At 63.4% G+C, this 19451-nt stretch carries 15 protein-coding genes; 9 read left to right on the forward strand and 6 right to left on the reverse strand.

From position 1 onward, the window contains the following. Positions 1-13: 13 nt before the first annotated feature. The gene (locus VI26_RS00240) at positions 14-661 is read left to right on the forward strand and encodes an HAD family hydrolase (RefSeq protein WP_048407741.1); all 648 of its coding nucleotides are present in this window, start codon (positions 14-16) and stop codon (positions 659-661) included. Positions 662-724: 63 nt separating this feature from the next. Here VI26_RS00240 and VI26_RS00245 read toward each other — a convergent pair whose 3' ends face one another. Then, complete coding sequence (locus tag VI26_RS00245) at positions 725-1855, reverse strand: M14-type cytosolic carboxypeptidase (RefSeq protein ID WP_048407742.1); 1131 nt, start codon at positions 1853-1855, stop codon at positions 725-727. A gap of 139 nt (positions 1856-1994) precedes the next feature. Continuing rightward, a complete protein-coding gene (locus VI26_RS00250) occupies positions 1995-2549 on the reverse strand; it encodes a phasin family protein (RefSeq protein WP_048407743.1) in 555 nt (184 codons plus the stop codon). A gap of 196 nt (positions 2550-2745) precedes the next feature. On the opposite strand from VI26_RS00250, the gene phaR reads away from it, so the two are divergent. Both phaR and VI26_RS00260 read left to right on the forward strand, forming a co-directional pair. After that, a complete protein-coding gene (phaR, locus tag VI26_RS00255) occupies positions 2746-3312 on the forward strand; it encodes a polyhydroxyalkanoate synthesis repressor PhaR (protein ID WP_048407744.1) in 567 nt (188 codons plus the stop codon). Positions 3313-3471: 159 nt separating this feature from the next. Next, positions 3472-4773 carry a tetratricopeptide repeat protein gene (locus tag VI26_RS00260; RefSeq protein ID WP_053074147.1) on the forward strand — a complete coding sequence of 434 codons (1302 nt, stop codon included), beginning with the start codon at positions 3472-3474 and terminating at the stop codon, positions 4771-4773. A 13-nt stretch (positions 4774-4786) separates the two neighbouring features. Here VI26_RS00260 and VI26_RS00265 read toward each other — a convergent pair whose 3' ends face one another. Further along, a complete protein-coding gene (locus VI26_RS00265; protein WP_231580931.1) occupies positions 4787-5293 on the reverse strand; it encodes a TIGR00645 family protein in 507 nt (168 codons plus the stop codon). Positions 5294-5683: 390 nt separating this feature from the next. Between VI26_RS00265 and rimO the strand changes: the two genes are divergently transcribed. Next, complete coding sequence (rimO, locus tag VI26_RS00270; protein WP_048407902.1) at positions 5684-7009, forward strand: 30S ribosomal protein S12 methylthiotransferase RimO; 1326 nt, start codon at positions 5684-5686, stop codon at positions 7007-7009. A gap of 59 nt (positions 7010-7068) precedes the next feature. Here rimO and hypF read toward each other — a convergent pair whose 3' ends face one another. Further along, positions 7069-9360 carry a carbamoyltransferase HypF gene (gene hypF / locus VI26_RS00275; RefSeq protein ID WP_053074148.1) on the reverse strand — a complete coding sequence of 764 codons (2292 nt, stop codon included), beginning with the start codon at positions 9358-9360 and terminating at the stop codon, positions 7069-7071. A 381-nt stretch (positions 9361-9741) separates the two neighbouring features. On the opposite strand from hypF, the gene VI26_RS00280 reads away from it, so the two are divergent. Further along, positions 9742-12237 (forward strand): EAL domain-containing protein, encoded by a 2496-nt coding sequence (locus VI26_RS00280; protein WP_048407746.1) that lies wholly within the window; start codon positions 9742-9744, stop codon positions 12235-12237. Positions 12238-12296: 59 nt separating this feature from the next. Here the strand turns inward: VI26_RS00280 and serS are convergent, their stop codons facing one another. Beyond that, positions 12297-13583: a serine--tRNA ligase gene (gene serS / locus VI26_RS00285; protein ID WP_048407747.1), complete on the reverse strand. Its 1287-nt coding sequence runs from the start codon at positions 13581-13583 to the stop codon at positions 12297-12299. A 26-nt stretch (positions 13584-13609) separates the two neighbouring features. Beyond that, complete coding sequence (locus VI26_RS00290; protein ID WP_048407748.1) at positions 13610-14926, reverse strand: replication-associated recombination protein A; 1317 nt, start codon at positions 14924-14926, stop codon at positions 13610-13612. A 165-nt stretch (positions 14927-15091) separates the two neighbouring features. Here VI26_RS00290 and VI26_RS00295 point away from each other — a divergent pair, with 165 nt between their 5' ends. The 4 genes from VI26_RS00295 (at position 15092) to VI26_RS00310 (ending at position 19271) form a co-directional block, all read left to right on the forward strand. Then, entirely contained in the window at positions 15092-15622 is a 531-nt protein-coding gene (locus tag VI26_RS00295) for a GNAT family N-acetyltransferase (RefSeq protein WP_053074149.1), read from the forward strand. Between the two features lie 190 nt (positions 15623-15812). Next, positions 15813-16445, forward strand: a complete 633-nt coding sequence (locus VI26_RS00300) for a transcriptional regulator (protein WP_048407749.1) — start codon at positions 15813-15815, stop codon at positions 16443-16445. Positions 16446-16572: 127 nt separating this feature from the next. After that, positions 16573-17889, forward strand: a complete 1317-nt coding sequence (locus VI26_RS00305) for an amino acid permease (RefSeq protein ID WP_197081325.1) — start codon at positions 16573-16575, stop codon at positions 17887-17889. 65 nt (positions 17890-17954) lie between these two features. Further along, positions 17955-19271, forward strand: coding sequence for a serine dehydratase subunit alpha family protein (locus VI26_RS00310; RefSeq protein ID WP_048407750.1), 1317 nt, complete (start codon positions 17955-17957; stop codon positions 19269-19271). Positions 19272-19451: the final 180 nt, after the last annotated feature.

The raw sequence follows: 19451 nt of genomic DNA on the forward strand, positions 1-19451 counted from the left end.
TTTGAAGCGAATCATGATCAAGGCAGTTCTATTCGATCTGGACGGCACTCTGGCCGACACCGCGCGCGATCTGGGCGCCGCGCTCAACCGCTTGCTGGCCGAGGAAGGCCTGCCGCCGCAGCCGTACGCGGCGGTGCGGCCCATCGCCAGCCACGGCGCGCGCGGGCTGGTCAGCCTGGGCTTCGGCATCGACCGCGAGCATCCGCGTTTCGAGGAGTACCGCCTGCGTTTCCTGGACCATTACGAGCACAGCTTCGCCGACGAGACCGTGTTGTTCGATGGCGTCAACGGCCTGATCCAGGGCTTGATGGACAAGGGGCTGCTGTGGGGCATCATCACCAATAAGCCGATGCGTTTCACCGATAGATTGGTGCCATCGCTGCCCTTCATCTCCTGCCCGGCGGTGACGGTCAGCGGCGACACCGTTGGCGTGCCCAAGCCGGATCCGCGGCCGATGCGTTTCGCCGCCGAGCGGATAGGCATCGCGCCCGAGCATTGCCTGTACGTGGGCGACGCCGAGCGGGATATCGCCGCCGGCCGCAGCGTGGGCATGAAGACGGTGTTGGCCAATTGGGGCTATATCGCCGATAGCGACCGGCCGGCGGAGTGGGGCGCCGATATCGCCATCGACCATCCGCTGCAATTGCTCGATCACGTTTGAGCGGCGGCGGGAATGAAAAAAGCCACGGTTTCCGTGGCTTTTTTGGTTTCGGCCTGATGGTTCTCAGGCGCGCAGGTTCTGTGCAATCGCATAGATGGGCGACAAGGCCGCCTCGCCCAGGCGCAGGCTGCGCTGGCCGCTCCAGCCGAAGTCGTCGTCCGGCAGATTGGCATTGTCCTTGAACGGCATTTCCAGCGTGAAGGCGAGACAGCCGAAGTTCTCGCACACCCAGTTGGTGGCGATGGTCATATTGGCCTTGCCCGGCGCGTTGCGCGGGTAGCCGTGCTCGGTCTGGTAATCCGGGCTGGCCAGCAGCAGATGGTGGCGGAACTGGTCGGCCAGGGTTTCCAGGCGCTCGTTCCACGACGGCACGCCTTCGGTGCCGGCCAGGAACACATAGGGAATGTTCTCGTCGCCATGGATGTCCAGGAACAGGTCGACGCCGGTTTCCTGCATCTTGTTGCGCACCGCCAGCACTTCCGGGCTGGTTTCCGCGCTGGGGGCCGCCCATTCGCGGTTCAGGTTGGCGCCGGCGGCGTTGGTGCGCAGATTGCCCAGCACCGAGCCGTCCGGGTTCATGTTCGGCACCACGTAGAAGGTGGCACGGTCCAGCAGCGCGCGGCTGGTGGGATCCTGCGGATCCAGCAGGCGGTTGAGCAGGCCCTCGATGAACCATTCGGCCATGGTTTCGCCGGGGTGCTGGCGGGCGATGATCCAGATCTTCAGATCGGATTCCACCTCGTGGCCTATGGTCAGCAGATTGATGTCGCGCTGCTGCACGGTAAAGCCCAGGTCGCTGACCTGGCACAGGCCGGAGCCTTGCGCCTGGCCGATCAAATTCAGGTGCTGGTCGTAGGAATAGGGCTCGAAATAGGCGTAGTAGATGCTGCCGGACAGCGGCACGTGATCTATCGTCATCACGCCGTTCTCGTAATGGGTGGGCACGCGGAACCAGTTGATGCGGTCGTAGGAGGCCACCGCCTGGTAGTCGATCCAGCCATCCGGGTAAGCGCTTTCGCTGGCGTTCAGGAAATTGAAGGTGCAGTGCTGATAAGCGGCGCCTTGCACGCGGAAGTAAAACCACTGGGCGAACTCGGCCGCATTGTCGCGACGGATGCGCAGTTGGATGTCTTCGTAGTTGTCGGCGGAGACGATCTCGATGCTGCCGGCGTCAAAATTGCTGCTGATTTTCATGCGCTGAACCTATTGGTTTCCTGAAACGTGCTTAAGGCGGAGATTGTAAACCTGTCGCCGCTCACATGCCATCCTGGCGCGCGGCAAAGAAAAACCCCGTCGGCGGGACGGGGTTGTGCTTTAGCCGGAAACTTCTCTGTTAAGCAGTGGGCGCGCGTTTGCTGGCGGTCTTCACCGCGTCGGCGGTGGCGCTGGTGGCGGCCTTGACGCTGCTGTCGGTGAATTCAACCACTTGCTGGGCTGCCTTGCTGAAGGTGTTGACCGCAGCGGCGGCGGCGGCCACCGAGCTCTTCACCGCGTTCAGCGCGGCGTCGGAGCCGGCCGGGGCGTTCTTGGCGGCGGACTCGATCGCGCCGATCAGCGACTTGTTGAAGCTGCCCAGGTTTTCCTCGGCCAGCTTAGTCAGCTCGCTCTGCGCGGCGGACACGATGTCGTACAGATTGCGCGAGTTGGCCAGCGCGGCGTCTATGCTCTGGGTGGTCAGCTTGTTCAGGTGGGTGACGGCTTCCTGCGGGTCGGTCACGCCGCTCAGTTGCTTGGCGACTTTGACGTTGTCTTCCAGCGTTTGCTTGGAGATTTCCAGATTCAGCTTGACCAGGCGCTCGGCGCTGTCCAGAGTGATCTGCGAAAAACGGAAAACGGTTTCCAGGCCGTTGAGGGACAGCTTGTTCAGTTGCTCATTGCTGATGGACATGGGGTATTCCTCCGCTGTGGGGTGAGACCTTAAGGAGATAGTCTTAATCAAAAATTTTGCACTGCACAATGACGACTAAATGTATCATGCAATGCAGCAAAATTGGGAGCATTGACTGAAGATTTACTCTAGCGTGTTGTATTTATGATAAATTGCGGGCACACGGCACCGTAACAAAATAAACCGGGAGCGTTACATGAGTGTTGAGAAGCGGGTCATCAAAAAATACCCGAACCGCCGGCTGTACGATACCGCCACCAGTTCCTACATCACCTTGGGGGATGTGAAGCAACTGGTACTGGATAATGTTGATATCCAGGTGGTGGACGCCAAGAGCCAGGAGGACATCACCCGCAGCGTGTTGCTGCAAATCATTCTGGAGGAAGAGAACGGTGGGATGCCGATGTTCAGCTATGAAGTGCTGACTCAGTTCATCCGCTCCTACGGCCAGGCCATGCAGGGCATGATGGGACCGTTTCTGGAGAACAATCTGCAACTGTTTGCCCAACTGCAACAGAAAATGCAGGAGCAGACCCGCGCGATCTACGGCGACAACGCCATGTTGAACTCCAATCTATGGGGCGAGTTCATGAAGTTCCAAGGTCCGGCGGTGCAGAACATGATGGCCAACTACATGGAGCAGAGCACCAGCATGTTCCTGGACATGCAGAACCGGATGCAGGAACAGACCAAGCAGTTGTTCGGTGGTTTCGGTTTCCCCGGCTACAAGCCGGGCGGCGAAGACGACAAGGACAAGTCGTAAACGCCTGCGGCCAGCGGACGCGGCGCTTGCTCCGCGTCCATGCGCCGTCCGGGAGCCCGCCATGCCGATTCTTTTCGGTTTGATTCCCGGCGCCGCCGTTCGCGACGCCGTGATGCCCTTTGCGGGCGCCATCCCATCTTTTTTCTTTCCTGTTTTCCCATGTCCGCCACGGAACTGAGCCTCAGCCTGCGACAAGCGCAGCGCTGCCATCTTGACGGCGACTGGGCCGAAGCAGAACGCCGCTACCGTGCCTGCCTGCGGGATTGGCCGGATTGCGCCCTGGCTCAGGCCTTGCTGGCCTTTCTGTTATTGCAGACGCAGCGGCCGGAGGAGGCTGAAACCTGGCTGCAGGCGGCGATCGCCGCCGAGGCGGGGCATGCGGACTGGCATTTCAACCTGGGCATGGCGCTGGCGCGCCAGGGCCGCGCCGGCCGGGCGCGGCAGGCTTTTGCCGCCGCGGTGGCGCTGGATGCCGGCCAGTTGATGTATTGGACCAATCTTGCCGCCTCCAGTGAGCAGGATGGAGACCTCGCGGCGGCGGAGCATTGCTGCCGGCAGGCGCTGGCGCTGGATGCCGGCTGCGCCGATGCCCATTTTCTGCTGGCCGGACTGTGCCTGCGCCAGGAGCGCCATGCCGAGGCGCGGCGGCACAATGCTGCGGGCATCGTGGCCCAGCCCGCCGCGCATGGACCGATCGCGCGTATCGAGGCCTATTGCGAACTGGGCCAGCACGACGCCGCGTTGGCGCTGTTGCATGGCTGGCTGGCGCAGGCGCCGGATGATGCGGTGGCCTTGCATCTGCTGGCCGCCTGCGGTGGCGCGCCGCCTCCGCCGCAGTGCAGCCCAGCCTTCATCCAACAGACTTTCGATGCCAATGCCGCGACCTTCGACGCAAGCCTGGCCGACTTGCGCTACCAGGGGCCGCAATGGCTGGCGCAATGCCTGCGGCGGCTGGCGCTGCCGGCATCCGCGCTGGAGGTGTTAGACCTGGGCTGCGGCACCGGCCTGGCCGGCGCGGCGTTGCGGCCGTACGCGCAGCGCTTGCTCGGGGTGGATCTCAGCGGCGAGATGCTGGCGCGCGCCGCGGACAAAGGCGTGTACGACGCCTTGACCCAAGGCGACATCATCGAATTCCTGATGGCGGCCCCGCCGCCCTGTGATCTGATCTGCTGCCTGGACACGCTCAGCTATTTTGGCGATCTGCGCCTTGCTCTGGGTAGGATGGCGCGCGCGCTCAAGCCGGGCGGCCTGCTGCTGTTCAGCATCGAGCGCGCGCTGCAGCCCTTGCCTGATGGTCATCGGCTGCAGCCCTGCGGACGCTATCTGCACGATCCGGACTGGGTGGAGGCCTGCTTGGCGGACTATGGGCTGCGGCTGGAGGAAAGGCGGGACATGATGTTGCGGGAAGAGGCCGGCTGCCCGGTGCCCGGCGCTTTCTACTGCGCCGAGCGCATGCGCTGAGCCGGGCCGCCGCTCAGTGCTTGCTTTGCATCAGCTTGTCGGTCCAGGCCATCACCAGCGCGGACAGCAGGAAGGTGCAATGGATCACCACCTGCCACATCACGCCCTGTTCGGTGAGCGGATTGCCGGGGCTGCCCAGATTGGACGCGCTGATGAAGGTTTTCAGCAGATGGATGGAGGAAATGCTGATCAGCGCCAGCGACAGCTTGGTCTTCAGCACGCCGGCGTTGACATGGGACAACCATTCCGGCCTGTCCTCGTGTGTATTCAGGCTGTCGATCTTGGAGACGAAGGTCTCGTAGCCGCCCACCACCACCATGATCAGCAGATTGGCGATCATCACCACGTCGATCAGGCCCAGCACGATCAGCATGATCTGGGTTTCCGTCATGCTGGAGGCGTCGGCGACCAGATGGATCAGCTCCACCAGGAATTTATAGACATAGACGCCCTGGGCGACGATCAGGCCCAGGTATAAGGGCGCTTGCAGCCAGCGGCTGGCGAAGATCAGGGATTCCATGCGTGAGACAAGAGTTTTCATAGCGGTATTGTGTGAGGGGTTGACGGCTCAGAGCCTGTTCTAAGTCTGCCGCGCGTAGTGGAGCGCGACACGGTGAGTACACCTTCGAAATGTCCATGCACCACGAGTAGATTCCGCTTTCTCAGCTGTTTTCGCCTGGTTTCGCTCTAGCTGGCGGGACTTTGAACAGGTTCTCAGGCCTATATGGAGGCGTCGGATTTTACTATCAAGTGAGGTCTGAAAGAGGAGCTGCGCTGATCCGCATCCAGCCCACCGCGGGAGCCAGTGAAAACGAATCGGCGAGCCCATGGCCCAAACCCCTCGCAACGCTGCGCATCGCCTGTCAAATCGTTGTATACTCTCGCGTTTTTCTTCAGCAAGGCCATCATCATGGCAGACAAGATTCCAAGTATCGGCTTCGTGTCGCTGGGCTGTCCCAAAGCCTCCAGCGACTCGGAGCAGATCCTGACCCGCCTTCGCGCCGAAGGCTACGATATTTCCGGCAGCTACGCCGGCGCCGACCTGGTGGTGGTCAACACCTGCGGCTTCATTGATTCCGCCGTGGCCGAATCGCTGGACGCGATCGGCGAAGCCTTGAACGAGAACGGCAAAGTGATCGTCACCGGCTGTCTGGGGGCCAAGGGCGATGTGGTGCGCGACGCGCATCCGTCGGTCTTGGCCGTGACCGGCCCGCACGCCACCGACGAGGTGATGAGCGCGGTGCATGCCCACCTGCCCAAGCCGCACGATCCCTTCGTCGACCTGGTGCCGGATATCGGCGTGCGGCTGACGCCCAAGCATTACGCGTATCTGAAGATTTCCGAGGGCTGCAACCATCGCTGCACCTTCTGCATCATTCCGTCGATGCGCGGCGATCTGGAAAGCCGGCCGATTCACGACGTGCTGCGCGAGGCGGAGAGCCTGGCCAAGGCCGGGGTCAAGGAAATCCTGGTGATTTCTCAGGACACCTCGGCTTACGGCGTGGACACCAAGTACAAGCTGGGCTTCCACAACGGCCGCCCGGTGAAGACCCGCATGACCGAGCTGTGCGAGGAACTGGGACGTCACGGCATCTGGGTGCGCCTGCATTACGTCTACCCGTATCCGCATGTGGACGAAGTGATTCCGCTGATGCGCGACGGTAAGATCCTGCCTTATCTGGACATCCCGTTCCAGCACGCCAGCCAGAAGGTGCTGAAGCTGATGAAGCGTCCGGCCAATAGCGACAATGTGCTGGCGCGCATCAAGAAATGGCGCGAGATCTGCCCGGAGTTGGTGATCCGTTCCACCTTCATCGTCGGTTTCCCCGGCGAAACCGAGGAAGACTTCGAAGAACTGCTGAGCTTCATCCGCGAGGCGGAGCTGGATCGCGTCGGCTGTTTCACCTATTCGCCGGTGGAGGGCGCCACCGCCAACGACTTGCCGAATCCGGTGCCGGAAGAGGTGAAGGAAGCGCGCAAGGAGCGTTTCATGGCGGTGCAGGAAGAGATCAGCGCGCGCCGTTTGGAGCGCCGCGTCGGCCAGACCATGCAAGTGCTGGTGGACGAGATCGACGACGAAGGCACGGCGATTTGCCGCAGCTACGCGGACGCGCCGGAGATCGACGGCATGGTGTTCGTCGAGGACGCCGCCGACATGCGTGCCGGCGAATTCTATTCGGTGAAGATCGTCGACTGCAGCGAGCACGATCTGTGGGGCGAGCGCCAGCCGTCCTGATCTAGGGATTCCGGTGCCGAAGACGGCGCGTCGCCTGCGGGCGGCGCGCCGTTTTCATTTCAGGCGTCGCGCAGCAGGCGCTGGCGCGCTACCCAGGCCTGTCCCAGGCTGAGGCCGCCGTCATTGGGCGGCAGCTGTTCCGCGGTCAGCGGACGCAAGCCGGCCTGTTCCAGACGCGGCAGCAGCTGCGCCATCAATTGGCGGTTGCCGCAGCAGCCGCCGGCCAGCGCCACGATACGAGTGCCGGTGGTGCGCGCGGCCTTGGTCGCCCAATCCGCCAGCGCCGCCGCCAGCGTGGCGTGCCACAGGCCGGCGATAACGTGGTCGTCGTCCAGCAGGCACAGGTGGCGCGCCAGCGGCGTCAAATCCAGCAGATTGGCCTGGGTGGCCCAGCCGTCGGCCAGCGGCTCCATGACTTCCGCCAGCGCTTCCAGCCGTTGCGCGGCTTCGCTTTCAAAGGTTTCCACCCCGCATTGGCGAGTGAGGCCGGCGATGGCGCCGAACCAGCGGCCCAGGCTGGTGCTGTCCTGGCAGTCGCGGCGCATGGCGATCTGTTTTTCCAGCATGGCCGCGCCCGCCTGCTCCGCCAGATGCGGCGGCAGCGGCCCCAGGCCCAGGGTTTGCCACAGCGCGATGGCCAGCTTCCATGGCTGCAGCCGGCTGCGGCCCTGGCCCGGCAGCGGCAGCGGGGTGATGTGGCCGATGCGCTGGCAGGCGTCGCCGTCCACCAGCATCATTTCGCCGCCCCAGGCGCCGTTGTTGTGACCCAGGCCATAACCGTCCAGCGCCAGGCCCAGCGCTGGCTCGGCCACGCCGTGCTCAGCCAGCACCGCGCCCAGGTGGGCGTGATGGTGTTGCACCCGGATCAGCGGCACGCTCCATTGCTTGGATAGATGTTCGGCCAGCAGGCTGGAATAGGTGCCGGTTTCCAGGTCGCAGGCCACTGCCTGCGGGGTGACGCCGGTGAGGTCGAGCAGGTGGTCGGACGCCTGTTGCAAGGCTTCGCAGGTCAGCGGGTGGTTGAGCGCGCCTATGTATTGCGACACGAAGGCGTCCTTGCCGCGCAGCACGGTGGCGGTGGCCTTCATATAGGCGCCCAGCGCCAGCACCGGCGGGCCGTCCAGCGCCAGCGGCACCGGGTCCGGCACGAAGCCGCGCGCGCGGCGGAACAGCAGCGGCCGCCTGCGCTGCAGCGATACCACGCTGTCGTCGCAGCGGGTGACGATGGCGCGGTTGTGCAGCAGGAAGACGTCGGCCACCTGGTTCAGCCGCTCGCGCGCCTCCTGGTTGCCGGTGACGATGGGCTCGCCGGACAGGTTGGCGCTGCTCATCACCCACAGCCGCGCGCAGGGCTGGCGCAGCCAGGCGGTGCCGGCCGGGCGGCCCAGCGCTTCATGGAACAGCAGCCATTGCAGCGGGGTATAGGGCAGCATCACGCCCAGCGCGGACAGACCGGGCGCGACATCGGGCAGCAATTGGTCGGCTTCCGGCTTTTTGTTCAACAATACGATGGGACGCTCCGGTCGCTGCAGCCAGGCGGCCTCCTCGTCGCTGACATGGCAGAGCGCGCGGATGGATTCCACGTTCAAGGCCATGATGGCCAGCGGTTTGCCGGGGCGATGCTTGAGATGGCGCAGCCGCGCCACCGCGGTGGGGTTGGCGGCGTCGCAGACCAGGTGGAAGCCGCCCAGGCCTTTCATCGCGATGCTGCGGCCCATATTGAGGATTTGCACCGCGCCTATCACCGGGTCCCCGTTCAGGCTTTGGCCGAAACGGTCGGTCAGCTGCAGTTTGGGCCCGCATACCGGGCAGGCGGTGGGCTCGGCGTGAAAGCGGCGGCTGCTCGGGTCCTGATATTCCTGACGACACAGCGGACACAAGGGAAAGGCCAGCATGCTGGTGTTGGCGCGGTCATAGGGCAGGCGGTGGGTGACGGTGTAGCGCGGCCCGCAGTCAGTGCAGTTGATGAAGGGGAAGCGGTAGCGGCGGTCGCCGGGAGTGAACAGCTCTTCCACGCATTGCGGGCAGGTGGCCACATCCGCCGGCAGCCGGGCATGGGTGACTTCGCCGCTGCTTGCCTCGATCTGGAAGCGTTGCTCATCCGCGAGCACCGGCAACTCGCACTCTTGCACCGCGTCGATGTGGGCCAGCGGCGGCAGCCGGGTTTTCAGCGCTTGCCGGAAGGCGTCCAGCGCTTGCGGCTGGCCCTGTAGTTCCAGCGTGACGCCTTCGCCGGTATTGCGGACGAAGCCGGTCAGGCCATGCTCGCTGGCGGTGCGCCAGATGAAGGGACGGAAACCGACGCCCTGGACCCGGCCCTGAACCGATAGGTGGATGCGTTGTGGGTTCATGGTGTTTGTGTCGCTGTGTGCCGGCGTCGCGATGCCGCCGTGCGGGTGGTTGGACAGCTTGCGCGCCTCGCCGTGGCGCTACCGCCAGGAGGATGACGCGCCACGCTATTCCTATGTCATTGCTATGGCAAGGGTGATCTCACCGATCCTGTTGACAGCCTAGCAGTAGAAACCGCCCCAAGGCTTTGTCCTAGATCATGTATATGAGTATTTGACGATTTACTGTATGCAAAAAGGATGCTTGCCCGGTGCGCAGAAGACAAGCCATCGGCGGCGAGGCGCGCCGGCGCGCTGCTGTTGCAATCCGATTACATCAGAGTGGTTGGCATCGTTATAATGCCATTTGGAATTTTTCCGTGATGAGCCCGGGTTGGATTGTTAATGAATTACTTGAAACAGTGCATAAAAGAGATATCTACCCCGGACATACTGGCGTGCGCGGCGGATACGCCGCTGGCAGAGGCGGCGCGACGCATGGTATTGGCGGGCTGCGGCTCCATCGTGGTGCAGGACGAGGCTGGACGGCCGCTGGGCATTTGGACCGAGGCCGATGCGCTGGCGCTGGACCGGCTGGACGGCGCGGCCGGCGCTCGGCCGGTGGGCGAGGCGATGAATGCGCCCTTGGTGGTGCTGCCGCATGATTTGCCGGTGAGCGAAGCGGTGGCCTTGTTCCGTAACCGCGACCTCCGCCATGCGCTGGTGGAGCAGGATGGCCAGATCTGCGGCGTGGTGTCGCTGACTGATATCGTGTTGAGCCAGGGCAGTGAAGCGTTTCTCGGCGTGCGGCGGGTGGTGGCGGACCGCGCGGCGCCCTTGTGTCTGCTGGGCGCGCAGGCGGCGCCGGAACAGGCGCTGGCCATGATGCGGCGCCAGGGCGCCACCGCCTTGGCGGTGCGCTTCGACAACGGCGATTACGGCATCCTGACCCTGCGCGACCTGCTGCGGCTGTTGGCGGAAGGGCGGGCGCCGGCGACGCTGGCCGAAGCCTGCTCCTGGCCGCTGTTGGGCGTGCGCGACGGCAGCAGCCTGCTGCAAGCACGGCAGTTGATCCTGCAGCACAAGATCCGCCACCTGGCTGTTTACGACGCCGACGGCAGCCTGCTGCAGCTGCTGGGTTTTTGCGACATCATCCAGATGGTGGAGCAGGAGTTCCTGCATGAGCTGCATTCTGCGCTGCGCGAGCGCGACGACGCGCTGCTGCGTTCGCGCCACAGCCTGCTGCTGGCGGACAAGGTGTTCGAATCGACACTGGAAGGCATTCTGATCACCGATGGCAACGGTGTGATCCAGATGGTGAATCCGGCGTTCAGCCGCATCACCGGCTATGGCAGCGAGGAGGCCTTGGGCAAGACGCCGGCCTTGCTCAAGTCCGGCAAGCAGTCGCCTGATTTTTACCGCCAGCTGTGGCAGAGCCTGAAGGAGAACGGGCTGTGGCAGGGCGAGGTGGTCAACCGCCGCAAGGGCGGCTTGCTGTACACCGAGCATTTGAGCATCACCGCGATCCGCGATGCCGACGGCGCTTGCCTGCACTATGTGGCGGTGTTTTCCGACATCACCCAGCGCAAGCAGTCCGAGGAGAGGCTGCATTTCCTGGCCAATCACGACGCCTTGACCGGTTTGCCCAACCGGACGCTGTTCCTGGAGCGCTTGCAGGAGGCGATAGAGCGCGCGCAGCCGGCGCGTTCGCAATTCGCGCTGCTATTCGTCGATCTGGACCGTTTCAAGCTGGTCAACGATACCTTGGGGCATCATGCCGGTGACGAATTGCTGGTGCGCATCGCCTCGGTGCTGCTGAGATACGCGCCGCAGCATTCCACCGTGGCGCGGTTGTCCGGCGACGAATTCATCCTGCTGCTGCCGGTGGTGGAGCGCGTCACCCAGGTGGCGGCGCTGGCGCAGCAATTATTGGACGGCGTGACCGAGCAGTCCGGCCTGACCGGCCACGAGTTGTTCATCTCGGCCAGCATAGGCATCAGCATGTACCCGGAAGACGGCGTCAGCGCGGACGCGCTGCTGGTCAACTCGGATTCGGCGATGTATCAGGCCAAGGAGCGCGGCAAGAACAATTTCCAGTTCTACACCGCTGACATGAACGCGCGGGCGATGGAGCGGCTGAAGCTGGAGTACAGCCTGCACCGCGCCTTGGCCCAGGAGGAACTGGAGGTGTGGTATCAGCCCAAGGTGGAGCTGGCCACGCGGCGCATCGTCGGCGCCGAGGCCTTGCTGCGCTGGCGTCATCCGGAGTTGGGGCTGATGGTGCCGGGAAAATTCATTCCCATCGCCGAGGATAGTTCGTTGATGGTGCCGATAGGCGAGTGGGTGTTGGATACCGCCTGCCGCGATTGGGCGCAATGGCGCGCCATGGGACTGGAGCCCGGCCGCATCGCGGTCAATGTGTCGGGCCGCCAGCTCAAGTACGGCGGTTTCGCCGCCACGGTGGCGCGCACCTTGTTGCAGCATGGGCTGGATAGCGGCGAACTGGAGCTGGAGATCACCGAAAGCGTCGCGATGGACGAGGACTGCGGCATGGTGGAGGCGCTGCAGCGCTTGCGCGAGCTGGGCGTTTATCTGTCCATCGACGATTTCGGCACCGGCTATTCCTCGCTGTCCTATCTGAAGCGGCTGCCGGTCAAGGGCTTGAAGATAGACCGCTCCTTCATCATGGACCTGCACCAGGACGGGGACGACGCCGCCATCACCAGCGCCATCATTTCCATAGGCCGCAGCCTGGGGCTGGAACTGGTGGCCGAGGGGGTGGAGTTGGAATCGCAGCGGGCGTTCTTGCTGCGGCAGGGCTGCCGGCTGGGCCAGGGTTATCTGTTCAGCAAGCCGCTGCCGCGAGCCGAGTTCGAAGCGCTGCTGGCGGCGCGGGCATGAAAAACGGCGCCCATAAGGGGCGCCGTTGTCTTTCCAGCGGCGGAGCTTGAACCGGGGCCTTAGCCGCCGATCTTGTCGCGGCCGCCGAAGTAGGGGCGCAGCACGGTCGGGATGGTCACGCTGCCGTCGGCGTTCTGGTAGTTTTCCAGCACCGCCACCAGGGTGCGACCCACCGCCAGGCCGGAGCCGTTCAATGTGTGCACCAGCTGGTTCTTGCCGCTCTCGTCCTTGTAGCGCGCCATCATGCGGCGCGACTGGAAGGCCTCGCAGTTGGAGCAGCTGGAGATTTCGCGATAGGTGTTCTGCGCCGGCAGCCAGACTTCCAGATCGTAAGTCTTGGCGGCGCCGAAGCCCATGTCGCCGCTGCACAGCGTGATCACGCGGTAGGGCAGTTCCAGCGCCTTGAGGATGTTCTCGGCGTGGCCGACCATTTCTTCCAGCGCGGCGTAGGAGTCTTCCGGCTTCTCGATGCGCACCATTTCCACCTTGTCGAACTGGTGCTGGCGAATCATGCCGCGGGTGTCGCGACCATAGCTGCCGGCTTCGGAGCGGAAGCAGGGCGAATGCGCGGTCAGTTTCAGCGGCAGTTCCTCGGCCTTGAGGATGCTGTTGCTGACGGTGTTGGTCAGGGTGATTTCCGAGGTGGAGATCAGGTACTGGTCCACATTGCCTTCTTCACCGCCCTTGGTCACCTTGAACATGTCCTCGGCGAACTTGGGCAGTTGGCCGGTGCCCAGCAGCGCGCTGTCGTTGACGATGTAGGGGGTGTAATGCTCGACATAGCCGTGATCGCCGGTATGGGTGTTCAGCATGAACTGGGCGATGGCGCGGTGCAGGCGGGCGATATCGCCCTTGAGCACGGTGAAGCGCGCGCCGGACAGCTTGGCGCCGGTGTCGAAATCCAGGCCCAGCGGCGCGCCGACATCGACGTGATCCTTCACTTCGAAGTCGAACTGGCGCGGCACGCCGACGCGGCGCACTTCCACATTGTCGTTTTCGTCCTTGCCCACCGGCACCGATTCGTGCGGCAGGTTGGGGATGGACATCAGCCAGGCGTCCAGCTGTTTTTGCACCGCGTCGAAACCTTGCTCGGCGGCTTTCAGCTCATCGCCCAGCGTCGCTACTTCGGCCAGGATGGCTGACACGTCTTCACCCTTGCCCTTGGCCACGCCGATCTGCTTGGAGGAGGCGTTGCGCTTGGCTTGCAGTTCCTGCATGCGGGTTTGCAGGGATTTGCGGTCGGACTCCAGCTGATTGAAGGCGGCGGTGTCCAGGGTATAGCCGCGGCCGGCCAGACGGGCGGCGACGGCTTCGATGTCGTTGCGAAGCAGATTGATGTCGAGCATGGTTAGGTTGGTCCTGTTTCTTTCACTTATTCGGAGTCTTGCCGGGCGTCGTCGTCGAGTTGACGCAGGAAATCCAGCTTGTCCCTTATTTTGCTTTCCAGTCCGCGCGGCGTCGGCTGATACCAGCGCATGTCTTCGATTCCTTCCGGCAGATAGGTCTCGCCGGCGGCGTAGGCATGGGGTTCGTCATGGGCGTAGCGGTATTCGTGGCCGTAGCCCAATTCCTTCATCAGCCGAGTGGGCGCATTGCGCAAGTGTACCGGCACCGGCCGGGATTTGTCCTGCTTGATGAAGGCGCGGGCCTCATTATACGCCTTGTAACCGGCATTGCTCTTGGCGGCCACGGCCAAATACAGCGCGGCTTGAGCCAGCGCAAGTTCGCCCTCCGGGCTGCCCAGCCGCTCATAGGTGGCGGCGGCCTCGTTGGCGATCTGCATCGCGCGCGGATCGGCCAGGCCGATGTCTTCCCAGGCCATGCGCACCAGCCGGCGCGCCAGATAGCGCGCGTCGGCGCCGCCGTCCAGCATCCGCGTCAGCCAATACAGCGCCGCGTCGGGATTGGAACCGCGCACCGATTTGTGCAGCGCGGAGATCTGATCGTAGAAATCGTCGCCGCCCTTGTCGAAGCGGCGCGCGTTGACGGTCAGCACCTCGGACAGGAAGTCGCGGTCGATCTGGCCGGCCTTGCGCGCGTAGGCGGCGGTGCGGGTCTGCTCCAACAGGTTGAGGAAACGGCGGGCGTCGCCATCGGCGTAGCCGGTCAGGGTGTCGATGGCGGCATCGTCGAAGCTCAGCCCGTCCAGCGCGCCGTTGGCGGCGGCGCGTTCGAACAGCTGGCGCAGTTCTTCCTCGTCCAGGCTGTTGAGCACATAGACCTGGGCGCGCGACAACAGCGCGGAGTTGACCTCGAAGGAGGGGTTTTCCGTGGTGGCGCCGATGAAGGTGAGCAGACCGGATTCGACGAAGGGCAGGAAGGCGTCCTGCTGGCTCTTGTTGAAGCGGTGCACCTCGTCGACGAACAGAATGGTGTGGCGGCCGGAGCGTTGCAGCGCGGCATGCGCGCGCTCCACCGCTTCGCGGATGTCCTTGACGCCGGAGAACACCGCCGACAGCGGGATGAACTCGGCATCGAAACTGGCGGCGAGTATGCGCGCCAGCGTGGTTTTGCCTACGCCGGGCGGGCCCCACAGAATCATCGAGTGCGGGGTGCGCGCTTCCACCGCCAGCCGCAGCGGCTTGCCGGGGCCGATCAGGTGCCGCTGGCCGATCACCTCGTCGAGGCGGCCGGGACGCAGCGCTTCAGCCAGCGGTTTTTTCGGTTCATTGGCAAACAGATCGTTCATGGCGGGGTTCTGCGGCGGGGAAAATCAAAGCGACAGTATATCAGTTGATCCGCCGGACGCGGCTGACTGGCGTTTTTGTTGCGATGCAAAAAATATGGCGTAAATGGATTATTGCTGGCAGATTGTTTCCATTGTCATGATGTTGCGAATAGCTGGGAGATAGCGATGCAAGCAGTGGATACCGGCCGCATGATTTTGCGGCCTTTCAAGGAGGATGACCTGGACGCCTTCTACCGGCTCGGCACCGTGGCCGAGGCCATCCGCTATGTGGGCAATACGCCGTTCGGCTCGCGCGAGCAAGCCTTGCAGGCGATGCGCGACGGCCCGTTGGTGGACTATGAGCGGCATGGTTTCGGCCGAGTGGCTTGCGTGTGGAAGGACAGCGGCGAGGTGATAGGCTTCAGCGGCCTGAAATACATGGCGGCGGTGGACGCGGTGGAGCTGGGCTATCGCTTTCTGCCGGAGTATTGGGGCCTGGGCCTGGCCACCGAGTCCGGCCGCGCCTGTCTGCGCTTGGCGCGCGACGTCCATGGCCTGGACCGGCTGGTGGGCCTGGTGCATCCGGACAATGCCGGATCGGCGCGGGTATTGAGCAAGCTGGGTTTCGCGGTGGAAAGCCGGGTGCGCCTGGATTTTATCCCGGACACGCCGGTGGATGTGTTCGCCAGGCGCTTATTGGCCGAGGAGCCCTTGTAAAACAATAGCCAGCAAGGCCTGGCCCAATCTTGAACCCGCCGTTTCGGCGGGTTTTTTCATTGGGCGCCGCCTGGGCGGGATCTAGCGGTTTTGCCGAGTTTGACGCGCGTCAAATGCGCGCGCGGTTGCGCATGACATGCCGGAAATGTGATGGATAGAATCTCGCCGTGATAAATTTTTTGTCATCGCCATGAAACTATATCTCGACGCCGAAGTGCTCGCCGACTTTGTGTCGGCCCTGTTGGGGCTGGACAGCGAAGTGGCGGTGCATGATCTTTCCGATCCCAGCGCCTCGCTAAAAATCATCCGCAACGGGCATTTGTCCGGCCGCAGCGTGGGCGCGCCGGCCACGGATCTCGCCTTGAGCATGGCGCGGGAGTGTTCCGGCAAGGGCGGCGAGAACTACCGCTTGAACTACCACAGCAAGACCAGGGGCGGCGTGTCGCTGCGCTCGTCCACGCTGGTGATCAAGGACGATGCCGGCCGCGTGCAGGCGATGTTCTGCGTCAATTCCGACGATAGCCGCTACCAGCGCGCGCTGGAGGCGGTGCAGGCGCTGCTGCCGGCCGAGCTGTCCCTCGATCCGCACCAGGAAACGCTGTCGCTGGGAATAGACGATGTTGGCGTGGGCATCATGCAAAACGTATTGGAACAGTACCCGATGGACCCGGCGCGTTTGTCCGGCGATGAGAAACTGGAGGTGATCAGGGAGTTGAATCGACGCGGCTTGTTTTCTATCCGGGGATTCGTCGGCAAGGCCGCGCAGGCGCTGGAGATTTCCGAGCCCACGCTTTACCGCTATCTGAAACAGTGCCGTGAATGACGGCTTTTGATGTGCATCCGTAGCTCCCGTACCGCGCTGTTGGCGCAGCGCGTCCGGGAAAACCAAGCACCCGGTTGGCGCCGGATTGCTTGAAACAGTACATGAAACTACTAAAGGAACATTCAGTATGGACATCAGCCAGGTGGGCGTCAAGCCCAGGGCAAGCGCTGCCCAGCGCGCGGGAATGAGCGAGACGGAATGGCGGGAGGCGATACGTTTCGATAGCACCGACCGCGGTTGGGTGGTGATGAGCATAGGCATGGCGATAGGCGCCGGCATTGTTTTCCTGCCGGTGCAGGTGGGGCTGATGGGGCTGTGGGTGTTTCTGCTGTCGTCCATTATCGGTTACCCGGCGATGTATCTGTTCCAGCGTCTGTTCATCAATACCTTGGCGGAGTCGCCGGAGTGCAAGGACTACCCCAGCGTGATCAGCGGCTATTTGGGCAAGAACTGGGGCATCTTGCTGGGCGCGCTCTACTTCATCATGCTGGTGATCTGGGTATTCGTGTATTCGACGGCCATCACCAATGACAGCGCCTCCTTCCTGCACAGCTTCGGCGTCACCGATACCTTGCTGTCCGCCAATCCCTTTTACGGCCTGGGGCTGATTTGCCTGCTGGTGGCGCTGGCGTCTCGCGGCGAGCAGCTGTTGTTCAAGATTTCCACCGGCATGGTGCTGACCAAGCTGGGCGTGGTGGCGGTGCTGGGCCTGGCCATGGTGTCCGAATGGAAGCTGGTAAATGTCGGCGCCTTCCCGTCCGTGGGCAGCCTGATCAAGGACGCCATCATCATGTTGCCGTTCACGCTGACCTCCATTCTGTTCATCCAGAGCCTGAGCCCGATGGTGATTTCCTATCGCGCGCGGGAAAAGTCGCGCAAGGTGGCGCAGTACAAGGCGATGCGCGCGATGAACATCGCCTTCGGCATCCTCTTCGTCACGGTGTTTTTCTATGCGGTGTCCTTTACCTTGGCGATGGGGCATGAGCAGGCGGTCAAGGCCTCGCATGAAAACATCTCGGCCCTGGCCATGGTGGCCAGCAGCATGCCGGGCGACATGGTCAAGCTGTTCAGCCTGATCCTGAACATTTTTGCGGTGATGACCGCCTATTTCGGCGTCTATCTGGGCTTTCGCGAGGCCTGCCAGGGCCTGGCGATGAATCTGCTGCGCCGGGTGATGCCGGAGGAGCGCATCCGTCCCGAATGGGTGGCCAAGGGCATCATGGTGTTCACCGTGCTGCTGTCCTGGGGCGCCATCGTGTTGAACGCGCCGGTGCTGAGCTTCACCTCGATCTGCAGCCCGGTCTTCGGCCTGGTGGGTTGCTTGATTCCGGCCTACCTGGTTTACCAGGTGCCTTTCCTGCACAAATACAAGGGCGGCGCGCTCAAGATCATCATCGCCACCGGCCTGCTGCTGTGCGTGTCGCCTTTCCTGGCCTTCTCCTGATTTCAGCCGCTGCGCGCCTGGCGGGCAGCGGCAAGGCATTGACTTGATTTGAAAGTGTAACAACCATGACTGCATCGACTCTCAACACCGATTTATGGCCGCGTTTCGTCACGGCGGCACGCGCTGAAGTCGCGCCGGCGCTGGGCTGCACCGAGCCGATTTCACTGGCGCTGGCCTGTGCCATCGCCGCCAAGACGCTGGGCCGCGCACCTGAGCGCATCGAGGCGCGGGTATCACCCAATTTGATGAAGAACGGCATGGGCGTGACCGTGCCAGGCACCGGCACCGTCGGCCTGCAGATCGCCGCCGCGGTGGGCGCGCTGGGCGGCGATCCGGACGGCAAGCTGGAAGTGCTCAAGGGTTTGCGCGCGGAGGTGGTGGACGCCGCCAAGCGCATGCTTGCCGAACACCGGGTACAGCTGAGCATCGCCGAGGTGCCCAATATCCTGTACTCGGAAGCCCGGGTGTTCGCCGGCGGCGAGGAGGCCCGCGTCTGCATCGCCGACTCGCACACCCATGTGGTGCTGATCGAGCACAATGGCGAGGCACTGTTCCGCGCTCAGCCGGAAAGCACGGGCCAGGCCGGCATCGGCTACGATTTTTCCGACGCAAAAGCGCGGGACATTTATGACTTCGCCACCCAGGCGCCGCTGGATATGATGGACTTCATCCACGAGGCGGCCACCTTGAACGAGGCCTTGTCGCGGGTAGGCATGGATGGCCAGTACGGTCTGCACATCGGCGCGACGCTGCAGAAGCAGGTGCGGGCGGGCTTGCTGTCGGACAACCTGCTGACCCGGATTCTCACTCGCACCACGGCGGCGTCCGACGCCCGCATGGGCGGCGCCACCCTGCCGGCGATGAGCAATTCCGGTTCCGGCAACCAGGGCATTGCCGCCACCATGCCGGTGGTGGTGGTCGCCGAGCATGTCGGCGCGGACCGGGAAACGCTGACGCGGGCGCTGATGCTGTCGCACCTGATGGCGATCTACATCCACGCCCGCTTGCCCAAGCTGTCCGCGTTGTGCGCGGTCACCACCGCATCCATGGGCGCGGCGGCGGGCATGGCCCATCTATTGGGCGGCGGCTATGCGGTGGCCGGCATGGCCATCTCGAGCATGATAGGCGATCTGGCCGGCATGATCTGCGATGGCGCGTCCAATAGCTGCGCGATGAAGGTGTCCACCTCGGCCGGCTCGGCCTACAAGGCGGTGCTGATGGCCTTGGACGGGGTGTGCGTGGCCGGCAGCGACGGCATCGTCGAATGCGAGTTGGACGCATCCATCGCCAATCTTGGCAAGCTGGCCAGCCAGGGCATGGTGCAGACCGATGTGCAGATTCTGAAAATCATGATGGACAAGCAGGCGGCCGCCACGAGCTGATCCGACGGCTGATGCCCGCGAAGCCGGAGTCCGGCTTGACGCCCTCGAAGCGGAACCGCTTCGGGGGCGTTTTCCATGGTGCCGCCATGGCTTGCGTTTACCGTGTTTTGGAAAGGCGAGGCCACTGCCCTCTTGTTCTTTTGCTGACGACGATATGCGTTATGTCATGGAGCATCCTCT

The sequence above is a fragment of the Chromobacterium sp. LK1 genome (assembly GCF_001043555.1).
In the GTDB taxonomy this organism is placed as follows: domain Bacteria; phylum Pseudomonadota; class Gammaproteobacteria; order Burkholderiales; family Chromobacteriaceae; genus Chromobacterium; species Chromobacterium aquaticum.